Consider the following 19,805-nt stretch of genomic DNA (forward strand, 5'->3'; position numbering starts at 1 on the left):
TTCCGAATGTTTAGAAAAAACACTGTCCGGTTTATTATCATGACCGCCCTGCTCGTGTTTTCCTTGCTGCGCACGCAAGGTCAGGACTATATTGAGATAGGACAGTTAGGCTATCGTTATTCTTTTCCAACGTCGGCCAGTGACGGTGATACAGCCAGATCTGTCTACGGGGCAAGGTTCAACATACTTCTGCCGGTAAAGATCAGCGAGAAAACATATTTTCTCCCGGGTTTCAGGTTTTGGCAGTATCGGGTTGACCCCGGAGAAAATTTTAAATGGTACCTATTCCAGGCGGGCATTCAGACCCAAATTTCGGAAAAGTGGAACCTCCAGGTCCTGCCTCTTTTGCGAACCGGTATTTATCAGGATGCGAAATTCGGCGATGGATTTCAGGTTGGAGTATTGCTAAGTGCCAATAAACAGATTAATGAAGATCTAATGCTGGGTTATGGCATCTACACCAACCATGAGCTTTTTGGCCAGCTCTTACAGCCCTTTCTGGCTATTGACTGGCAAATCTCAGACAGATGGAGGCTCTTCGGAAGTTTCCCGATGTATAACACCTTATCCTATTCAATAAACGAACGTTGGAATACGGGATTAAACTACATCGGACTGGTGACTTCCTTCATGGGTGATGGCGTATATACCGAACGCAGCAGCCTCGATTTCGATTGGTTCATCGAGTATTACATTACGCCACAGATCGTTGCTCAGGCGCGATTCGGATATCCGGTCGACCGTACCTTTGAAGAATATGCGGAAGGTGATAAGGTGGATTTTACACTGAGTTTATTGAGATTCGGAAATGACCGCGAACTCCTCCGTGAATTTGACAAATCACAATTTCTGGCTTCTTTTAACCTCTTTTTCAGGGTTAAGAAATGAGAGCCTACGGTATCGCAGGTTCGGTTGTCGACAGATGGCTGCGCTTGTAATATTGCATCAAAATGAATGAAACAAGCAATCCTGAAATTGTACCCTCTAGAAATATCACTGCTCCGGCAATGTAGGGATTCAGATACCGTCCAAAATATTCGTATTCCTTCAGTGAGTTCATGAATGAAGGATCAATCACGCCAAGATATATTACGATGAAGCCTGAAAATACGAATAAGGCAATCCCGGAAGTTAACATGCCGGTTCCGAGGCCTCCTAAATAGTTAACATTATCGGCTTTATCAATGTAGGATTTAACAGCGAAATATACACCTGAAAAGAGGAACAGAACGTTCAATGCGCGCAATTCATACTCAGTGCTCAGGCCCATTACCTTCATCAGAAAAAAGAAGCCTATGAGGGCAAAAGAGGTGAGCAAGCCATACTTAATTGCATTATTTTCTATTGTATTATCCATAATTATCCTTTATAATACTAATGGATTAGGCAGGTAAATTGTTTAATTTCATTACATAGACCCCCATTCAGTCGGTAATAATAAAAAAATTAAGTATAGTTGTATATTAAAGTAGTAATAGCATGATGAACCCGGAAGTGTATGAAAAAACCAGGCGCCTTGTTAAAGCGCTGAATTTTTTCATGATTCATATTTTCCTATACATTTCTGCCAACATAGCATTGGCTCTGTACACTTTTGGAGATATCAGATCGAGATGGGGTTGGTTATTCCTCATTGTATGCTGGGCCATTGCCTTAATTTATCACGGGTTGCTTGTATACGGTATTGATCCGATGAATAAACAACGACGTAATCCCCAGCTGCTTTCCGCTATGTTCAAACTGATCGGGGTCTAGGCCTCTTCCAGTTGACTGATGAGATCATCGATCAGGCTGTTGTCTGAACTATCCGAGGTCTTTCTATCCTGATTTATTGTGATCCGAAGTGCATGAAGTCCTTTTGCTCCCTGTAATTCCTCAATTTCAAATTGTTCCACTTCTCCACAGAGAAAGCCCTGTGCTTTAAGGTATTCAAGATATCGGAGGTATTCAGTCGCATCCGACTCCCGGGAATATACAATACTGATTTTACCAGGTTGGGTAAGCCGTTCACCGCTATCTTTGATGTGAGCCTTGTCGATTCTCTTCTTAATGATCTCGTAACGGATGTTATACGCCCCATCTACATCAAATCTTTTTTCATCCTGTCGGAAACGGATCGCAAGTGGTTCGCTATGAACAAGTATAAGCTGAGCGATCTCAAGGGGATGGCTTAATTCGCTTTGCAGTTCATCGATGCTTCTGGCGATGTCGCACATGGTGATGAGCTGCCAGAGACGGAAATTTCGCAGGTAAAGAGTATCGAACGTACCGTTTTGCAGCAATGATTGTCCGAGGTATAAATTATATTCCACCCCGTCGGTCTTGTATTTTTCAAAATAGTGGGGAACGATCTCCTGCGCCTGCACTTCGGCATTTTCGATAAATTTGGAAATATTTTCATTCACCTTGGTAAGACTGGTCTCAAAATCACGGCGCTTATGGTAGATCACTCCCAGGTCCGGATCTAACTCATTAAAGTAATTGTCTGTGAGGTTCTTAATTTCCTCATTATGATTACGGAAGAGCTGGATAGCCGGATTCACTTCTTCCTTAAGGAAGGAAATTACTCCGGATTCGGAACCCGAAGCAAGGCCGGGCTCAATTTGAGACATTTCAGTGTTAATACGGAAAATAAGCTCATCCAGAATAGGCATATTCCGGTATTCAAGAATCCTTTCAATAATATGCTTTGCCATGGAAAGGTTTTCAAGGAGATCTTCCCGAATCGCCTGATTACGTAGTACCGATGAATTGCGGATATCTGACATCCCGAATAACGGGTACACATTATCAAAAACGATTTCAGGGAGGGTGGTTTTTCCTTCTTTCTGGTTCTGACCGACCATTTCATAACCCGCCTGAAGGAATTTCCACTCTACAGACGGATGAATAGCGGTGCATTCCTTCTGAATTGCGGCCCGAACTTCATTATGAAGATCGCCCAATACCCTGGTAATTGCCGCTGAAAACATTGGAAGGACATTTGAAAGCTTCCCGGCATTGATGAAATTGAGATCACCTGGATTTGGGGTTACAAGCTCAAGCATGCCTATAACTTCACCATTATTGGTAAGTGGTGCAATGATGATATTTTTTATGTCCTGCTCAAGCAGCGCTTTCTCAATTTTTGTTTTACGATCGTATTTTGCCAGGTTTTCGATTATCACAGGCTTCTTTTCGGTGAAAGCCTTATCGTAAATGGAATTGGAGAAATAGGAGCATGATAAATTCTCCTGATGATCATGTATCATGAAACTATTCCAGTCGGAAATACCCCCACTCGAGATGATATTATTGTTCGGGTCAAAAAATACAATTCCCAGTTTCAGGTCTGGAAGTGCAAAGAGGGCTTGAATTTTTTCCTGGATGGTGAGAAAATTCACTCCACAGGTAACAGCATCACGTTTTAGTAAATAATATTTTATTGAGGAAAGCATTTCCTGGTCTGTAACGTCGACCAGTTTATGAAGTGCAAAACCCCGGAATACGAAATTTTCCGGACGAATGTATCGTCGCCATAACTCAACATCATACAGATTTTCCAGCAGCATGGCGATGGTCTTGCTATCCGGCATCTCCGGTTTTTCAAGAGCGATCACTTCAATGAATCTTGTATCAAATTCGAGGTTGTAGATTCGCTCCAGTCCTGTTTTTTTATCTGGCAGACCCAGAATTATGGGTAATTGGTAGTCAATATTGGTTCCAAAATATTTATTCAGAATGAACAGGTAAGCCATCATGATCGTACCCTTTGAGGTGTCTGCCGTGTCGCTGTACAAACGGATATCTTCACGCGGTTTATCAAAGGGCAGGATTTCCGTATAACCGGGCGTGGCGTAAAATCCGCTGAAATTAAAGGGTACATGGGCTCCCATTAAGACGGAATCAGATAACGCAGTCGGGAAGATGGCACTCATGAGAATCCTGATCAGGTCTGAATGCTTTTCCAGCACCGAGGGATCCTGAATCGGCTTATGCAATTCAACTGCCTTTTCGATCTGCTGGAGTATTTCTTTTGAGGCATATTGCAGTGTGCTTTCTTTTTGATTCAGGTTCTGTTTCCAATATCTGATGAGACCGGATAGATCAAGCTCGGTTCTGAAAGGACAGCCGGGATAATTTTTCGCATTCTTCATGATAAACGGGTTGATAAGTTTTCCAACGTAATTTACCCGGAATAAGTTTGGTTCAAAGGTGTAATTGTAAGGGTGCGCAGATATCCGGAATAATGAGTAAATTAAATACAATGAAGAGATTCCCCTTTTATACGCTGCTTTTATTGTTACTCGTGGCCTGTAAATCCACTATACCTGATTTATCTTACGAGCCGGGTGACATATTCATGCATGGAGTGGCGAGCGGTGATCCATTAGCTGATCGTGTCATCATCTGGACACGCATTACTATACCCCACGCTGATTCATCCGTTGCTGTTCAATGGGAAATGGCGCGTGATGCGGAATTCCGCATTCCCGTTCAGCAAGGAAATTTTAATACAACCGCAGAACGCGACTTCACGGTAAAAGTGGATGTAGGCGAGTTGCGCCCCGGAGGAGAATATTATTACCGGTTCAAGGCCTACGGTGTGTATTCACCGGTCGGCAGGACGCGGACGGCACCTGCGGGTTCTGTAGATAGTCTTCGGTTTGCCGTGGTTAGCTGCAGCAATTATGAGTGGGGATATTTCAACGCCTACAGTCATATCGCCAAACAACCGGATCTCGCGGCGGTGATACATTTGGGTGATTATATTTATGAATACGGGCCGGGAGTATATGGAGACACGACCATCGGAAGGATACATGAACCACCCTATGAAATCATCACACTGGCAGATTACCGGATGCGATATGGGCAGTATCGACGTGATCCCGACCTTCAGGAAGTCCATAAAAACCATCCCTTTATTTCCATTTGGGATGATCATGAGATTGCCAATAATGCCTATATGGATGGTGCCCAAAACCATCAACCTGAAGAAGGAGACTTTCAGGTGAGAAGGAATGTGGCAAAACAGGTTTATTATGAATGGATGCCGGTTCGTGAGGGCGGCCCGCTTTACAGGAAATTTGATTTCGGCCCGTTGGCAACACTCATCATGCTGGATGAGCGCCTTGCCGGGCGGACAGCACCGGTTCCTGGTCCGGACGATTCGGGTTTCAGTAGTAAGGAGCGCTCAATGCTGGGAGAAGAACAGTTCCAATGGTTAACCAGTCAGCTCGTACGAACCAGATCCACCTGGAAAATTATTGGTAATCAGGTCATTTTTTCGCGGCTGAATACAGGACGCGAAAATCTCAATCTGAATATGGATGCATGGGATGGATATCCTTACGAACAGGCTCGTCTGGCTGAAATGTTCAGTATAAACCAATTTGATAATTTGATAATGGTAACAGGTGATACACATTCCTCGTGGGTGTTTGAATCAACGCTTGATCCGTTCGGAGCGTATAATGCTAAAACAGGTGAAGGGGCCCTCGCCATTGAACTTGGAACCACGAGCATCAACAGTGCCAACAGCAATGAGAGTAATCCAGACTCACTTGTAATGATTCATGAACGATTGCTGCTTTCAGAGGAAGTGAATCCACATCTCAAATACGTGAATTTAAGGGATCATGGATACTTGCTGTTGAGTTTGTCCCCGACAGCAGCCCGGGCCGATTTCTATTTTGTAAAATCTTTGAGACAGCGAAACGTGGAGGCGGGAATTGAAGCCAGGTTTTGGGTTCCCGCAGGTGAATATCACATATTGAAAAGCCCTCCTCAAGATTAGTTTTTAATCAAAGTCTATACGCAGGTTACAATTTTTACGTTCATAATATCCATAGTCAGGAATTTACATTTTTAAAACTACGGATGATGCGAAATTTTTTGATACTGATGTTGCTGGTACTGCCGTTTACAGGGTATTCACAGGTTACCGGTAAATTTTTCCCCGAGATGGAGGCAGAAACTGTTCAGGATGAAACGGTTAACCTCCCGGTGGATACGAAAGGGAAATACACATTACTCGGCCTGGCCTATTCCAAGAAATCGGAGGATGACCTGAATACCTGGTTCGAGCCTGTATATCTGAAGTTCATTGCTGAAAACAAGGGACTTTTTTCATCATTTGGATATGATGTGAATGTCTATTTTGTTCCGATGTTCACCGGAGTAAAGGCGGCTGCTGCCGGAACGGCAAAGAAAAAGGCAGCGGAAAACATTGATGCCCGTTTATTGCCGCACATCCTGTTTTATAAAGGAGATTTGAAGACCTATAAGGATGCCCTGGCATTTGACAAAAAAGACGTTCCTTATTTCTTCGTGCTCGATGAGGATGGCAAAATTATATATGCCACGACAGGGTCATTTTCAGGTAAAAAAATGGATGAAATTGAGTCATTGCTGGAGTAAATTTCAACATCCTGGTAATTGAATTGTACCGTTTAATATAGCCATTCACCGACGAATTCAACCTATGCTCTAAAGGTAAGATAACCTTTGTTGTCATCAGCGCATACATGATTGAACCAACCAATTATGCTATGCGATACATTTTTACATGGCTTTGTCTTAACCTTTTATTTATTACCGGCGTTTCCGCACAAAAGAAAGACTGCGGGAACAGCTGCTTTTCAAGCGAGATTCAAACGGTTGAAACACTCGCTTCGGGATGTTTGCGGTATACCGTTGCCGTGAATGCAGGTACTGATTGTGTACATGCACTCTCCCACTTTTCGATGGATATACCCTGTGGTAACATCTCAAATGTTACAAATTCACGCAATTGGAAAATAGCCTATGGGCTCGATCCAACGACAGGGACCAATGGCTTTAAGATTGACGATATTGAAGGCTTTGGCGATTCAGCAGGCGAGTTTACGGTTACATTTGAAATCTGTCCTGATACTGAATGCACGGCTGACGGCCTGAAATGCTGGTCGCCAGAGGTGGCCTATAAAGCCGGAACATGTGTTTACCGGGAAACGATTGATGTAGTTTGCTCAAAACTGGATGCATCGCTCAGGATTACCAATGCCTCATGTGCCTCTGGGTTAGATGGGTCAATTGAGGTGCTAATAGCCGATGGTGCTGAACCGTTTACCTTTGACTGGTCTCATGGTTTTGAAGGCAGACTTGCTGAGAACCTTCCCGCAGGTGAATATTCAGTCACTGTTACAGACGGAAATGGCGAGATACTTGAATTGACCGGAATAGTGTCGGCGCCGGAGTCCATCGTTATTTCCGGAGAAATATCAGATGCCTCATGTTCCGGCAAGGAAGACGGTTCTGTAGTTTTAGCTGTTTCAGGCGGTGCAGCGCCATATTCCTATCAATGGAATAACCAAACAACAGAGAAGGACCTTTCGGGTGTAATGGCGGGGTACTATACTGTGCTGGTGACTGATGCCAACGGGTGTTCGAATTATGCCAATTTCCAGGTGCGGAATATAACAGCGATTCAACTTTCCGGTCAGGTTACCCGCACCTCCTGTGCCGAACCGGATGGAGCAATTGATATTGAGATTGCCGGCGGATCTGGCAATTACAATATTGAATGGTCTAATGGTGCAACAACCGAAGATATTTCAGGCCTGGAAGCAGGTATCTATAATGTCGTTGTAACTGATGGATCGGGTTGCACGGCAAGCGGGGCTTTCTTTGTTCAGGAGAAAAACAGCCTTAGACTTTCGGCCACTGCAACAACTACCGGCTGTATTGAGGATAACTCGGGAACAATAGACCTGACGATTACAGGACAAACAGGTAACGTAACCGTTAGCTGGTCAAACGGCGCATCCTCCGAAGATCTTGACGGCCTGGCAGCAGGCATGTATATGGCGACGGTGACGGATGAGAGCGGCTGTGAAGCCAGTATTTCGGTATATGTCACAGCTGATTCGTTTGAAGTATCCTCTGAGATTAGCAACACTACCTGCTATGGAGGTAATGACGGGTCTATTATCCTCTCGCCGGGCACAGGAGTCACCTATCAGTGGACGGATGGTTATATAGGTAATGAACGGCTTTCGCTGGAATCAGGTGTCTACCGTGTTTCTGCAACGAATGAAGCCGGTTGTGTACGTGAACTGCTGTACGTTGTTGCAGATCCGGCGCCAATTACCATAACCTCGCAAATCTCCAATGATGGCTGTTTGACTGATGGATTCACGGCATTTATAGAAGTTGCAGGCGGGTCTGGCACATACGATATAGTCTGGGAGGATGGTACCGCCGGAGAAATGAAAACCGGTCTTGCCGAAGGAATTTACAGTGTCACTGTTACGGATAATAATGGATGTTCCGTTACTGAAATGATTTCTGTGAGCTACCCGGAGGCTGGCTGTGAAGACCCTGCGGATCCGACTGATCCTACCGATCCGACTGATCCTACCGATCCGACTGATCCAACCGATCCGACTGATCCTACGGATCCAACCGATCCGACTGATCCAACTGATCCAACCGATCCAACCGATCCTACGGATGTTGACGGGCCATTTACTACTGACTGTGAGGATTCATTTGACGTAATTGTTGACCAGTTAAACGATTCCGGAAATTGCCGGACCTATCGTTTGATCGTCTCTTACAACGGAAATAAAACCCATGGGTTGTCACACATGGCCGTAGAAGTACCTTGTGGTGAAATTACGGACATATACAATTCTTCAGGTTGGAAAATTGTGGAAGGAACGGATCCTAAAACTGGAATTTCCGGATTTAAGATTGATGACATCAACGGTTTTGGTGAGGGGCATGAATACCAGGAATTCACTATTGAGTATACTGTCTGTGGGGTATCTGATGAATGTAGCCTCTTGTTGAATGAATCACCACGGGTTGCATTCAAATACGGCACCTGTATTGATTTTGAGGTTGCGGAAATGGAGATCAATGAGAATGCGATTGCCTACCCGAATCCTACAACTGATTATGTGAAAATTCAATATACATCGGCAATTTCACAAAATGTACGTGTAGAGATTTTTGACCCATCCGGAAATCTGGCGACAATCCTGTTCAGGGATAAGGTGGAATCCGGTGTAACAAATACCTGGACCTGGTATCCGGATAAGGGTATTTCAGGTATGTTCACCTACCGCATAGTCGGGGATCATACTATGAAAACAGGAAAGGTTATGATTATGAAATAAATGCGGTTTAAGGAGAAGCCCCCGGTTGATGAGACCGGGGGTTTTTTATTTTAGCAATGTTGAAAAGACTCGTTTGACCTTGTCGACTTTTGGCTTTACTACGAATGAACAGTAGGGTTGACTGGGATTATTTTTGTAGTAGTCAACATGATAAGCTTCTGCCGGGTAGAAAATTTTTAACATCTCAACCTGTGTTACAATCGGATTGTCAAAGATCTTCTCCTCATCTAATTTCTGTATGATCTCTTTTGAAGACTTAAGCTGATGGTCATTGTGCGCAAGGATGATCGAGCGATATTGAGAACCGACATCAGCACCCTGCCTGTTCGGCGTGGTTGGATCATGGACCGAGAAAAAAACTTCCAGAATTTTCTCAAAACTGATAATGTCGGGGTTAAAGGTTATCTGAACTACCTCAGCATGGCCGGTGAGACCGCTGCATACTTCGCGATAAGTGGGGTTTTTTATTTTACCTCCCGCATAGCCGGGTTTTACAGATGACACCCCATCCAGAAGCTGCAAAGCCGCCTCAATACACCAGAAACATCCACCGCCCAATGTGGTCTCTTCAATTTCCATTTTATTCATATCTGTACAACCCGTCAGGGTACCTGAAAGTTATGAAGCAGAAGAATAATTAGGGATAACTATTTTAAAAGTAGTGCCCTTACCTTTACCGGATTCAACAGAAATGTCACCATCCATTTTATAAAGAGTTTCCTTAACAATATAAAGACCAAGCCCTGAACCGGATGAAGTTTCGTGAGCACGGTAGAACATTTCAAATATCCGTTCAATATGTTCTTTATCGATTCCCGGACCTTTATCCGAAATAAAAAAAACAGCCTCTTTCTTTTTAATGATCCATGAAACCGAAACCTGGGGATCTTCTTTATCAACATGGCCATACCGGAACGCGTTGCTGATAAGATTTCGCAGGATGATCCGCATTCGGGTAGGGTCACTGATGAACGGGTATTTTTCATTTCCCTCAAGAGCTATTTCCAGTGCTCCGGACGTATTCATGTATTTCAGATCATCCAGGATGCTGTTGATCATTTCGGTAATGTCAATCACCTCCCGTTTGTTTTCTACTCTTGTATTTCTGGAATAGTCGATGATATCACGGATGAACTGATCCAGCCGGTTGATCGACCGTTCCATCATGCTGTAATATTGCTTTCGATGTTCCGGATCATTTTCATCCCTAACAAGGGCTATCAGACCCTGAATGGAGGCCAGTGGAGCTTTCAGGTCGTGGGAGGCGCTGTAAACGAAACTGTCGAGCTCCTGATTAACCTTTTGCAATGCAATATTTTTATCTTTCAATTCCTGTTCGTATTTCATACGCTCAGTAATATCCCGAGAGAAAAATGCAGCAGCTTTCACTATGCGGTTTTCGCGGATTGGGAAAACATTGATTTCAAAAAATCGCTGTTCGCCATCAATTTCATAATTTTCACGAAACCGAATGGCCTCGCCTTTAAATACCTTGTCGTATCGGGATCGCCATAATTCCTTAAGTTTATCGCCCGGGATCTGCTCAACGATATTTTTCCCTTTCTTTAATTTTTTATTGAAAGTGAGTTCCCAGGATGTGGCGAAAGCTGTGTTTAATTCACGTAGTATGTAGTCGGTATCGATCAGCCATATGAGATTATCACTGTTGTCGATGATGGAGCGGAGTTCATTTTCTTTTTGAATAATTGCCTTGGTACGGTCCCAGACCAGTTTTTCCAGCGCTTCGTTCTTGATCGAATATTCCACCTGTTTTTCACGTTCTGCCCTGATGGAGTTCTGATAACTTCGGTATACTCTCATTCCTAAAGCGATCGAGAGTACAGTAAGGTTAAAGATTATCCCGAAATGGATGGAATACTGTACGAGGAAGCTGAAGTGAATTATCCTGAACAAATTCAGCACAAATAGAGTGATGAAAAATCCATAGCCCAGGAATGCAATAAAAAAATAACGGGCCTGGTGTACGTGTTGCTTTACAGCCTTACCACTTACCCATAGTACGATCAGAAGCACAACAATTCCAACAGGTCGCATTACTTCAAATCCTTCATTGGGAGTGAAAAGCAATGTAAATGTGAGAATTCCACCGATAGACCAGACTAAGCCTTTTATCACCTTATGAATCTGAACAGACCAGCGTTGTGTGTGCAGAAACCGGTCCATAAAGATGAGTGCGATCATATTGGAAACGGCTGCCAGAATATATTCAAGGTATCCGCCGGTTGCCTGCACCAGCGGATTAAGATACATGTGCGTGAACCCGTCGGAAGTCCCTGTAAAAAGCATGCTTCCCAAAATATAGCTGCCGTAAATAAGGAAAACAGACATTCTTGTGAGGACGAACAGGAAAATGGAATACACCATAATCAGCATCATCACTCCGTAAAACAGCCCCAGGAATATATATTCCCGCCGGGTTTTTTCATGGTATAATTTGTCGGTAAATACCGTAGCGCTGGTGGTAATAAAATTATCGGATTGAATCTTTACATATATGATCTCGGTTTCAAGGGGTTTGGTATTTATATTGAAAGCATTGTGATTGCCGGCTACATCTTTTTCATGTTGCGGGACAGAGGCTCCGCTGAGACTCTCGCCTTCTCCTTCTTCAAAGAGGGAGATATTAAATAATGAAGGGTCCTTAAATATCAGTATACTCTGTTCATCATCCTGATAGGGATTTTGCAGGGTGATCCTAAGCCATAGGTTTCCTTCCAGGTCATTTAATCTCAGCCCTACCGGCGGAGCCGGGGAGAATGTGGCATTTCTTTTAATACGTGTGATATCCTGTTCACCAGTGGAATCAATGAAATATTCAATTTCTGAAGTGATATCCACCTCCTTCTCCCTGTCCAGAACAATCTGAGAGAAAGCCGGATAGCTAAAAAAGAAAAGTAGGGCTAGCGATATAAATTTCATTTGTTATTCATCCCCGAATGAGATTCCCATGCCACGTGCGGTATTTACAAGATAGGAGGTTTTTGAAACAAAGTTATATTCCCGGGTAGCATCTTTTAGTGGGACTTCGGTTACTTTGTTGTTCAGGTAAGATACCATGTAACCAAATTTTTTCTCGAGTACCAGTTCAAATGCCCTTACACCAAAACAGGTGGCAAGAATTCGGTCAAAAGCGACAGGTATTCCCCCGCGCTGAATATGTCCTAAAACAGTTTCCCGTATATCCGCCTGGCATCCCGCGCTCTTCAATTCGTCGCTGAGCCTGTAGGCAATTCCGCCAAGTCGCCGGTGCGCATAGCCTAGTTCATCTGACTTCTGTGAGTACGCCTCTCCACTTTGAGGCTTTGCCCCTTCTGCAATTACAATATTCGCGAATCCCTTGCCATGTTTATACCTCTTGTTAATCCGCCGAACGATATTTTCTATTTTATAAGGAATTTCAGGGATCAGGCAGACTTCAGCGCCACCCGCAATCGCTGTATGCAAAGCGATCCAGCCGGCATCTCTTCCCATCACTTCCATGATCATTACCCTGTGATGACTTTCGGCTGTTGTTACAAGCCTGTCAAAACTCTCGGTAGCTACCTGAACTGCTGTGCTGAACCCAAAGGTAAGATCGGTCGAGCAAAGGTCATTATCAATTGTTTTTGGAACTCCAATAATATTCAGGCCCTTTTCATACAGCCGCTGGGAAATTTTTTGCGAACCATCCCCTCCGATGTTGATAACCGCTTCCACTCCAAGCTTATGAATGCGTTCAATCAGATCATCTGACCGGTCGGTAATAGTGATACTGCCGTCCTCATTTATAACCGGATATTCAAACGGATGTCCTTTATTGGTGGTTTTGAGAATGGTACCACCTTTCACGTGAATACCTGAAGTATTCTTTTTTGTAAGCTTCATCAAATTGGGAGGATCGTGAAAAACACCATTGAATGCCTCAATACTTCCAATTATTTCAAAGTCCTTTTCCTTTTTTGCCCTCTTGAAAATTCCGCGTATAACAGCATTTAAACCCGGACAGTCACCGCCTCCGGTGAGTATAAGTATCTTCCTTTTTTTATTCATCCATTTGAGCAGTAGTCTGCATTTTCGGTTTAATTTATTAAGTTTAGGTCATGTTTCCCAGAGGTTTACTCCGATACTTTTTTCTGATTCTCGCGATCTCCTTCTTTACCCTGGAGTTTGTATATGCCCAGGACATCAAAGCGTTACCCGACCTGAAGGAGTTCGCAACGGATGTAACAGGAACATTATCCAATGAGGAGATCAACAGCCTCAGAAATAAATTGGCATCGTTTGAAGCACAAAAGGGAAGCCAGATCGTTTTTGTGATGATCCCCTCAACCGGAATTGAACCGATCGAGGATTATAGTATTCGGCTGGCGGAAAAAATCCAGGCCGGCCGTGAAGGGGTTGATGACGGGGTAATCCTTTTGGTAGCCAAAGAAGACCGTAAATTGAGGATCGAGGTAGGATATGGATTGGAAGGAGCGCTTCCGGATATCACTGCAAACAGAATTATCAACGAAATTATTGTTCCCCGTTTCAGGACCGGGGATTACTATGCCGGAATTAGTGCAGGACTGGATGCCATAATTCATGTGGTGGATGGAGAACCTCTGCCTGAACCTTCGGCGAATCGTGAACCCGGAGGAAGGGGTGTGAATGGACTGCTCACTGTATTCATTGTCATTTTCCTGGTCATGGGGCCGATTCTTCGAAAAATAGCTGGCAAATCGAAAGGGGGATTAATTGGTAGCGGAATTGCGTTTCTGGCCGGCTGGATTTTTGTAAGTCTGGCAGTAGGAGTCGTTGCTGCGCTGGCATTTGCGTTTTTCTATGTGATTTCAATGCTCGGCGGTGGTGGCGGTCGCGGTGGCGGAGGCTTCTATGGTGGTGGTTTCGGCGGCGGACGTGGTGGCGGCTTCGGCGGCGGCGGTAGTTTCGGCGGCGGATTTAGCGGAGGTGGAGGTAGTTTTGGCGGAGGCGGTGCTTCCGGGGGGTGGTAAACAGTAAAGTTATGAAAGCAAGAAATTTCACTCAACAAGAAAAAGACCGCATTAAGGAAGCTGTTGCCATGGCGGAAGGTAAAACGTCTGGTGAAATAGTCACTTATTTCGTTGAAAAATCCGATGAATACGAGGAAGTGCGATTGCGATCAACACTTATGTTTGTGGCTGCGCCACTTTTCATGCTGGCGATCCTTTCGTTTGCATGGCTTCTTCCCTTTCAGGTAACTCCCCTCGAAGTTGCAATCATTGCCGTAATCATGGGCGCAATAGGCTACATTCTGCCGGGAGTATCTTCAGCATATAAACGTCTCCTTTTGAGTCATGGCCGTTTGGAAAATGCTGTGGAACGCAGGGCTATGGCAGCATTTCTTACAGAAGAAGTGTTTTCTACCGAAAACAGGACCGGAATTCTGATATTCATTTCCCATTTTGAACATATGGTCGAGGTAATCGGAGATACCGGTATTAATGCAAAAGTCGATCAGAAGGAATGGTCCCATGTCGTGGGCCTGATCATTGAAGGAATTAAAGCCAATGATCCCGTTGGCGGGATTGTCAGAGGCATCAACCGGTGCGGAGAATTACTGCAGACAGCCGGTGTGGACAAACCACCGGATAACCCGAATGAGCTGTCAGATGATATCAGAATATCGTGATTTCGGACGGAAGGATACTGGTTTATGGCGCTTACGGCTATACAGGCCGTCTTATAATTGCTGAACTTAAAAGAGTTGGGATCAATCCGGTGATTGCCGGAAGGGATGAAGCAAAACTCAGCCAGCTGGCGAAGGAAACAGAACTTACATTCGAAGTACTGGATATTTCCGATACATCCCGGTTCATCCGGATTTTAAAAAGCACGGATATTCTCATCCACTGTGCGGGGCCCTTCGTTCACACGGCAGAACCAGTGGCCGAAATGTGTATCGGAGCGGAATGTCATTACATTGATATCACAGGGGAGTATGCGGTCTTTGAACAGCTTCGGGCATTGAATGAAGCAGCCCAAAAGGCAAAGATCATGCTATTACCGGGAGCGGGCTTTGATGTCGTTCCATCAGATTGCCTGGCAGCGCACCTCGCATCAAGGCTTCCCGGAAGCGATCGGTTGTTACTGGCATTCACTTCAAGGGGAGGAGGTATTTCGCGTGGTACAGCCCGCACGATGGTGGCAGGTATACCAGATGGACTGGTTTACAGGTCGGAAGGAATTCTGAAGAAAAAGCCATTGGGTTCCGCAACCCGGATCACAGATTTCGGGAATTTTAAACAGCTTACTGTCGGAATTTCCTGGGGAGATATTTCCACTGCTTTTTTCAGTACCGGCATTCCAAACATCGAAGTCTACACCGGGAGTACCCGGGGGCAGGTCCGTTTTCTTAAATGGGCACATCGACTGCGGTTTCTTTTTAAACTTGGCTGGGTGCAGCAGTGGTTATATTCGCGTATTGACAAACGGCCTCCGGGCCCGGGTAAGGAAAAAAGGGAAAAAGCCCGGTCCTTTCTTTATGGTGAAGTTTCGAATACTGACAATCATTGTAAACAATATTTGGAAACCCCTGAAGGATATACTCTTACCGCTCGGTCGGTAGTGCTGATAACTCAGAAAATTATGGACGGAAATTTCAAAGTAGGTTATCAGACGCCCTCCTCAGCGTATGGGGCCGACCTGGTGCTGGAAATTGAAGGCGTTAACGGATGGAAATAGACAATCGATCTGATATTTGTATGTTTGCACATGGATCAGGCAGAATCAGTTCGGTATTTCTTTGAAATTGCCTATCGAGGCACTAAATATCATGGCTGGCAGCGACAGAAAAATGCCCATACCGTGCAGGAGGAAGTTGAAAACGCCCTTGTAAAATTATGGCCTGAAGCCGGCGCTGTGGTGGGAAGTGGCAGAACAGATACCGGGGTTCATTGTGAACAACAATATTTTCACCTTGATTTACCAGGAATCAAAAATTTGCAGAAGGCAGCTTACCGCCTGAACAGAATATTACCCAATGACATTGCAATTCGGGAAATTCGAAGTGTAAGAGAAGATGCACATGCCCGGTTCAGTGCTGTGAGCAGATCCTATTTATACAGGATAAGCCGTAACAAAAATGTATTTGCAGACGGTCTTACATACAGATATGAGCGTCCGTTGGACCTGGAAATCATGAATAAGGGGGCAGAAATATTAAAAACCTTTGAAGACTTTCAGGCGTTTAGTAAAGTCAATACCGATGTGAATCATTTTCTGTGCAACATATTGGGTGCATCGTGGGAGGAAACAGGCGAAGAATATCATTTTCGCATTACAGCGAACCGGTTTCTCCGGGGTATGGTAAGAGCAATAGTGGGAACGCTCCTGTTGCTTGGGGAAGGAAAAATAAACATGTCTGAATTTACAGAGATCATTGAAAGCCGGGATCGCAAACAAGCTGGCGCGGCAGCTCCGCCAGAAGGGTTGTATCTCGTTGCCGTTGAATATCCGGAAGAAATTTATTTAAACTGATTTTGAAAAAAGAAGCGATCAATAGCGGTGATATAGTAGACCTGAGTGTCCTTAAAAGGCTGATGCGATTTGTAAAACCTTACAACGGCAGGTTCTATTTTTTGATCTTCCTAACCATCGCTCTGGGCTTACTTGCCCCGTTAAGACCGTGGGTTATTCAACTTACCCTTGATAACTATGTTGCGCTTGGAGATTACCAGGGGATGGTTCGTATGATCCTTATCCTCATAGGGCTCCTGATCATACAGGCAGTGGTACAATATCTTCATACCTATCTCTCGGGATGGATCGGCCAGTACGTAATCAGGGATATTCGAATTCAACTTTATAATCACCTGGTCCGGCTACGTCTGAAGTTTTTCGATAAGACACCCATTGGAAGACTTGTAACCCGGACAATCTCGGATGTTGAAACACTGGCAGATGTTTTCAGTCAGGGGCTCGCAGCAATGGTTGGAGACCTGCTGCAGCTGATCTTCATCCTGATCATGATGTTCGCTACCGACTGGAAACTGGCACTTATCAGTCTTTCAACACTCCCGATCCTCATTCTGAGTACCTACGTTTTCAAGGAGAAGATCAAAGTTGCTTTTAATGACGTTCGTAACGCAGTCTCAAATCTGAATTCATTCGTACAGGAGCATATCTCAGGAATGAGTGTGGTCCAGATTTTTGGAAGTGAAAAAAGGGAGTACAATAAGTTCGAAAAAATTAACGAAGACCATAAAAGAGCCAACCTGCGATCGGTACTTTACTATTCTGTTTATTTCCCGGTAGCCGAAATTATTAGTGCCGCAGGAATTGGGTTATTGATTTGGTATGGAGCGAAGGGTGCCATGAATCAGGTGGAAACGGGAATTACACTGGGTAGTCTGATCGCGTTTATCATGTATATTCAGATGTTCTTCCGTCCGATCCGGATGATCGCCGACCGGTTCAATACACTTCAGCTGGGCATTGTAAGTACTTCCAGGATCATTAATTTGCTCGATAATGACGAGCATATTCCGGATGAAGGTGAGTATCGCCCGCAATCCATTAAAGGCGATGTGCGTTTCGAGAAAGTCTGGTTTGCCTACAATGAAGGAGAATATGTACTGAAAGATATTTCATTTGAGGTTGAATCCGGACAAACCCTGGCGCTGGTAGGTGCAACCGGAGCCGGAAAATCATCCATAATTAATCTCCTGACACGTTTCTATGATATAAATCGCGGCGGTATCTTTCTCGACGATATCAATATCAAGGAATATGATCTTCAATCATTGCGCGAACGGATAGGGGTTGTCCTTCAGGATGTATTTCTGTATTCAAATACCATTTTTTATAATATCACCCTTGGTAATCCCAACATCACACGTGAGCAGGTTTATGAAGCCGCTGAAAAAGTGGGAGCCAGGAAATTCATCGAAAGGCTGCCGGGTGGATTTGATTATAATGTCATGGAGCGTGGAGCGACATTATCTGTAGGGCAGCGCCAGATGATTTCGTTTGTCAGGGCAATGGTTTATAACCCAAGCGTAATCATACTCGATGAGGCAACCTCTTCTGTGGATACTGAGACCGAAGAACTCATCCAGGGAGCCATCGACACCATGATGAAAGGCCGTACCTCTATCGTCATCGCACACAGGCTCTCTACCATTAAGAAAGCAGATAAAATTCTTGTCTTGGAAAAGGGCGAAATCAAAGAACGCGGCTCACACGATTACCTTCTTTCACAGAACGGTATATATACTCAACTGCATAAAATGCAATACAAAGAAATCGTATAGGTTTCGGCGAGCGTTTTTACGTAGTTTATGTTATAAAAATGCCTTTTAGCCATGTCAGGACGTATATTTTTTTTCCTGCTCGGGGCGTTAATTTTTTTTGGCAACCCTGTTAATGCCCAGGTAAAACGTACTAAAACGTTCGACCAGAGCCGTTATAAGAAGCAGAAAGCGCCGAAATCCAGCCCTACTCTGCAATGTCCCCTTTTTGAAAAGGGAAAATACCCCTATCAGAGCATTGGAGCAAAACTGGGAGACCCCTTCGCGGTTACCTATAAAATATATCCATATCGGAATTTTGCACTGGCAATTGATGCCGGAAGTCCGTCAAGTGGACTGTACGACAGCTATAACAAAGGAAATTTTGTAGAATATTTACAATACGACACCCTTGGCGAGGGTGAAGCGATCGCTTATATTGATCATGAGGTTTTGTCCGACTGGATGGTGGAGGCTAAAATTGTTTATCATCTGAGCCTTGCCAAAGCGGTTAAAGGTCTTTCGCTCTACGGCGGGGGCGGCTGGCAGTACAGGACCACAGAAATTCAGTATGATTATATGTTGTTTTTTGGTTTAAATGACGATGAAACCGGTAATTTTGTCGTGAATCGGACCTACAGCGGACCCGTCGGAGCAATTGGGATAGAATACTCATATTTTAAGATTCCGATGGCGGCTTTTGTTGAAGTTGAAGTCTTTCGGGATCTGAAACAGGATCCGGGCTGGACGCGGCTGCAGGGAGGTGTTGGGCTCCGGTATGTTTTTTAAATTTTTTTACTGAATTATGATCAAGAAATTTGTTTTTACAGGCCTCATGATAATGACGGGCCTGTTGTTTTTTACTACTTCGGGAAACGCGCAGCAATATAACCAGGGTATCGGCATTCGTATCGGGGATCCGTTCGGAATCTCCTACAAGGCATATCTTCAAGGACGTTCGGCTATTGAACTTGGTCTCGGAACTGTTTCCAGAAATAATCATTCCAGCTACTACCGTGATTCCTTTAAGAAACTCAATAAGTATGATGATTTCCTGTATCAATCACATGACGTGAATTTCACGATGGTACTGATGGGTAGGTATCTTCTTCATGAATCGTTTCCTGCACATGTGGAAGGCCGCCTTGACTGGTATTACGGAGCCGGAATTCAGTTCAGGATTTCAACACTTGAATATCAATATTTTGATCCCCAGGACAGGATCTTCACCGACAATCATACCAATTTCGATTTTGGGCCGGAGGCTATAGTTGGTATGGAATACGAATTAGCCGATATTCCTATGGTAGCATTTGGCGAGGTGAGTCTGTTAATGGAGCTTGTTGATCGTCCGTTCAATTTTCGTGTTTTTGGAGCAATCGGAATTCGTTACGCATTTTAATTGATC

17 protein-coding genes are annotated in these 19,805 nt (G+C 44.3%); 12 read left to right on the plus strand and 5 right to left on the minus strand.

Annotated features, from left to right (window positions below):
* Window positions 1-6: 6 nt before the first annotated feature.
* Window positions 7-888: a DUF6268 family outer membrane beta-barrel protein gene (locus tag LDX50_RS27455; protein WP_225699495.1), complete on the plus strand. Its 882-nt coding sequence runs from the start codon at window positions 7-9 to the stop codon at window positions 886-888.
* Between the two features lie 4 nt (window positions 889-892).
* Here the strand turns inward: LDX50_RS27455 and LDX50_RS27460 are convergent, their stop codons facing one another.
* Window positions 893-1,357, minus strand: coding sequence for a DUF4199 domain-containing protein (locus LDX50_RS27460; RefSeq protein ID WP_225699496.1), 465 nt, complete (start codon window positions 1,355-1,357; stop codon window positions 893-895).
* 125 nt (window positions 1,358-1,482) lie between these two features.
* Between LDX50_RS27460 and LDX50_RS31120 the strand changes: the two genes are divergently transcribed.
* Entirely contained in the window at window positions 1,483-1,755 is a 273-nt protein-coding gene (locus LDX50_RS31120) for a 2TM domain-containing protein (protein ID WP_225699573.1), read from the plus strand.
* Here the strand turns inward: LDX50_RS31120 and LDX50_RS27470 are convergent.
* Entirely contained in the window at window positions 1,752-4,136 is a 2,385-nt protein-coding gene (locus tag LDX50_RS27470; protein ID WP_225699497.1) for a GAF domain-containing protein, read from the minus strand. The genes LDX50_RS31120 and LDX50_RS27470 overlap by 4 nt on opposite strands.
* A gap of 110 nt (window positions 4,137-4,246) precedes the next feature.
* On the opposite strand from LDX50_RS27470, the gene LDX50_RS27475 reads away from it, so the two are divergent.
* From LDX50_RS27475 to LDX50_RS27485, 3 genes are all read left to right on the plus strand, one after another.
* Window positions 4,247-5,779 (plus strand): alkaline phosphatase D family protein, encoded by a 1,533-nt coding sequence (locus tag LDX50_RS27475; RefSeq protein WP_225699498.1) that lies wholly within the window; start codon window positions 4,247-4,249, stop codon window positions 5,777-5,779.
* 83 nt (window positions 5,780-5,862) lie between these two features.
* Entirely contained in the window at window positions 5,863-6,402 is a 540-nt protein-coding gene (locus tag LDX50_RS27480; RefSeq protein WP_225699499.1) for a hypothetical protein, read from the plus strand.
* A 131-nt stretch (window positions 6,403-6,533) separates the two neighbouring features.
* Entirely contained in the window at window positions 6,534-9,146 is a 2,613-nt protein-coding gene (locus LDX50_RS27485) for a SprB repeat-containing protein (RefSeq protein ID WP_225699500.1), read from the plus strand.
* A gap of 45 nt (window positions 9,147-9,191) precedes the next feature.
* On the opposite strand, the gene msrA is transcribed toward LDX50_RS27485, so the two are convergent.
* From msrA to LDX50_RS27500, 3 genes are read right to left on the minus strand one after another with little or no spacing between them, the layout of a single operon-like run.
* Window positions 9,192-9,725, minus strand: coding sequence for a peptide-methionine (S)-S-oxide reductase MsrA (msrA, locus tag LDX50_RS27490; protein ID WP_225699501.1), 534 nt, complete (start codon window positions 9,723-9,725; stop codon window positions 9,192-9,194).
* Between the two features lie 39 nt (window positions 9,726-9,764).
* Entirely contained in the window at window positions 9,765-12,086 is a 2,322-nt protein-coding gene (locus LDX50_RS27495; RefSeq protein WP_225699502.1) for a 7TM diverse intracellular signaling domain-containing protein, read from the minus strand.
* 3 nt (window positions 12,087-12,089) lie between these two features.
* Window positions 12,090-13,196, minus strand: coding sequence for a 6-phosphofructokinase (locus LDX50_RS27500; RefSeq protein WP_225699503.1), 1,107 nt, complete (start codon window positions 13,194-13,196; stop codon window positions 12,090-12,092).
* A gap of 50 nt (window positions 13,197-13,246) precedes the next feature.
* Between LDX50_RS27500 and LDX50_RS27505 the strand changes: the two genes are divergently transcribed.
* Genes LDX50_RS27505 through LDX50_RS27535 form a run of 7 tightly spaced genes read left to right on the plus strand, consistent with a single transcriptional unit; the run spans window position 13,247 to window position 19,799 of the window.
* Complete coding sequence (locus tag LDX50_RS27505; protein ID WP_225699504.1) at window positions 13,247-14,140, plus strand: TPM domain-containing protein; 894 nt, start codon at window positions 13,247-13,249, stop codon at window positions 14,138-14,140.
* 11 nt (window positions 14,141-14,151) lie between these two features.
* Window positions 14,152-14,799: a TPM domain-containing protein gene (locus tag LDX50_RS27510; protein ID WP_225699505.1), complete on the plus strand. Its 648-nt coding sequence runs from the start codon at window positions 14,152-14,154 to the stop codon at window positions 14,797-14,799.
* Entirely contained in the window at window positions 14,796-15,851 is a 1,056-nt protein-coding gene (locus LDX50_RS27515) for a saccharopine dehydrogenase family protein (protein ID WP_225699506.1), read from the plus strand. Before LDX50_RS27510 ends, LDX50_RS27515 begins: the two co-directional genes overlap by 4 nt.
* Before the next feature lie 30 nt (window positions 15,852-15,881).
* Entirely contained in the window at window positions 15,882-16,646 is a 765-nt protein-coding gene (gene truA, locus LDX50_RS27520) for a tRNA pseudouridine(38-40) synthase TruA (RefSeq protein WP_225699507.1), read from the plus strand.
* Entirely contained in the window at window positions 16,643-18,421 is a 1,779-nt protein-coding gene (locus tag LDX50_RS27525; protein WP_225699574.1) for an ABC transporter ATP-binding protein, read from the plus strand. The genes truA and LDX50_RS27525 overlap by 4 nt, the downstream gene beginning before the upstream one ends.
* A 51-nt stretch (window positions 18,422-18,472) precedes the next feature.
* Window positions 18,473-19,186 carry a hypothetical protein gene (locus LDX50_RS27530; protein ID WP_225699508.1) on the plus strand — a complete coding sequence of 238 codons (714 nt, stop codon included), beginning with the start codon at window positions 18,473-18,475 and terminating at the stop codon, window positions 19,184-19,186.
* Between the two features lie 16 nt (window positions 19,187-19,202).
* Entirely contained in the window at window positions 19,203-19,799 is a 597-nt protein-coding gene (locus LDX50_RS27535) for a hypothetical protein (RefSeq protein WP_225699509.1), read from the plus strand.
* Window positions 19,800-19,805 lie beyond the last annotated feature (6 nt).

Source organism: Fulvivirga sedimenti (assembly GCF_020328055.1).

Excerpts from the sequence above, each read along its gene's own strand:
- LDX50_RS27480 (WP_225699499.1), top strand. The coding sequence starts at position 5,863 with ATGATGCGAAATTTTTTGATACTGATGTTGCTGGTACTGCCGTTTACA.
- LDX50_RS27485 (WP_225699500.1), top strand. The coding sequence starts at position 6,534 with ATGCGATACATTTTTACATGGCTTTGTCTTAACCTTTTATTTATTACC.
- LDX50_RS27535 (WP_225699509.1), top strand. The coding sequence starts at position 19,203 with ATGATCAAGAAATTTGTTTTTACAGGCCTCATGATAATGACGGGCCTG.
- truA (WP_225699507.1), top strand. The coding sequence starts at position 15,882 with ATGGATCAGGCAGAATCAGTTCGGTATTTCTTTGAAATTGCCTATCGA.
- LDX50_RS27530 (WP_225699508.1), top strand. The coding sequence starts at position 18,473 with ATGTCAGGACGTATATTTTTTTTCCTGCTCGGGGCGTTAATTTTTTTT.
- LDX50_RS27495 (WP_225699502.1), bottom strand. The coding sequence starts at position 12,086 with ATGAAATTTATATCGCTAGCCCTACTTTTCTTTTTTAGCTATCCGGCT.
- LDX50_RS31120 (WP_225699573.1), top strand. The coding sequence starts at position 1,483 with ATGAACCCGGAAGTGTATGAAAAAACCAGGCGCCTTGTTAAAGCGCTG.
- LDX50_RS27460 (WP_225699496.1), bottom strand. The coding sequence starts at position 1,357 with ATGGATAATACAATAGAAAATAATGCAATTAAGTATGGCTTGCTCACC.
- LDX50_RS27470 (WP_225699497.1), bottom strand. The coding sequence starts at position 4,136 with ATGAAGAATGCGAAAAATTATCCCGGCTGTCCTTTCAGAACCGAGCTT.
- LDX50_RS27475 (WP_225699498.1), top strand. The coding sequence starts at position 4,247 with ATGAAGAGATTCCCCTTTTATACGCTGCTTTTATTGTTACTCGTGGCC.
- LDX50_RS27510 (WP_225699505.1), top strand. The coding sequence starts at position 14,152 with ATGAAAGCAAGAAATTTCACTCAACAAGAAAAAGACCGCATTAAGGAA.
- LDX50_RS27505 (WP_225699504.1), top strand. The coding sequence starts at position 13,247 with ATGTTTCCCAGAGGTTTACTCCGATACTTTTTTCTGATTCTCGCGATC.
- LDX50_RS27455 (WP_225699495.1), top strand. The coding sequence starts at position 7 with ATGTTTAGAAAAAACACTGTCCGGTTTATTATCATGACCGCCCTGCTC.
- msrA (WP_225699501.1), bottom strand. The coding sequence starts at position 9,725 with ATGGAAATTGAAGAGACCACATTGGGCGGTGGATGTTTCTGGTGTATT.
- LDX50_RS27500 (WP_225699503.1), bottom strand. The coding sequence starts at position 13,196 with ATGAATAAAAAAAGGAAGATACTTATACTCACCGGAGGCGGTGACTGT.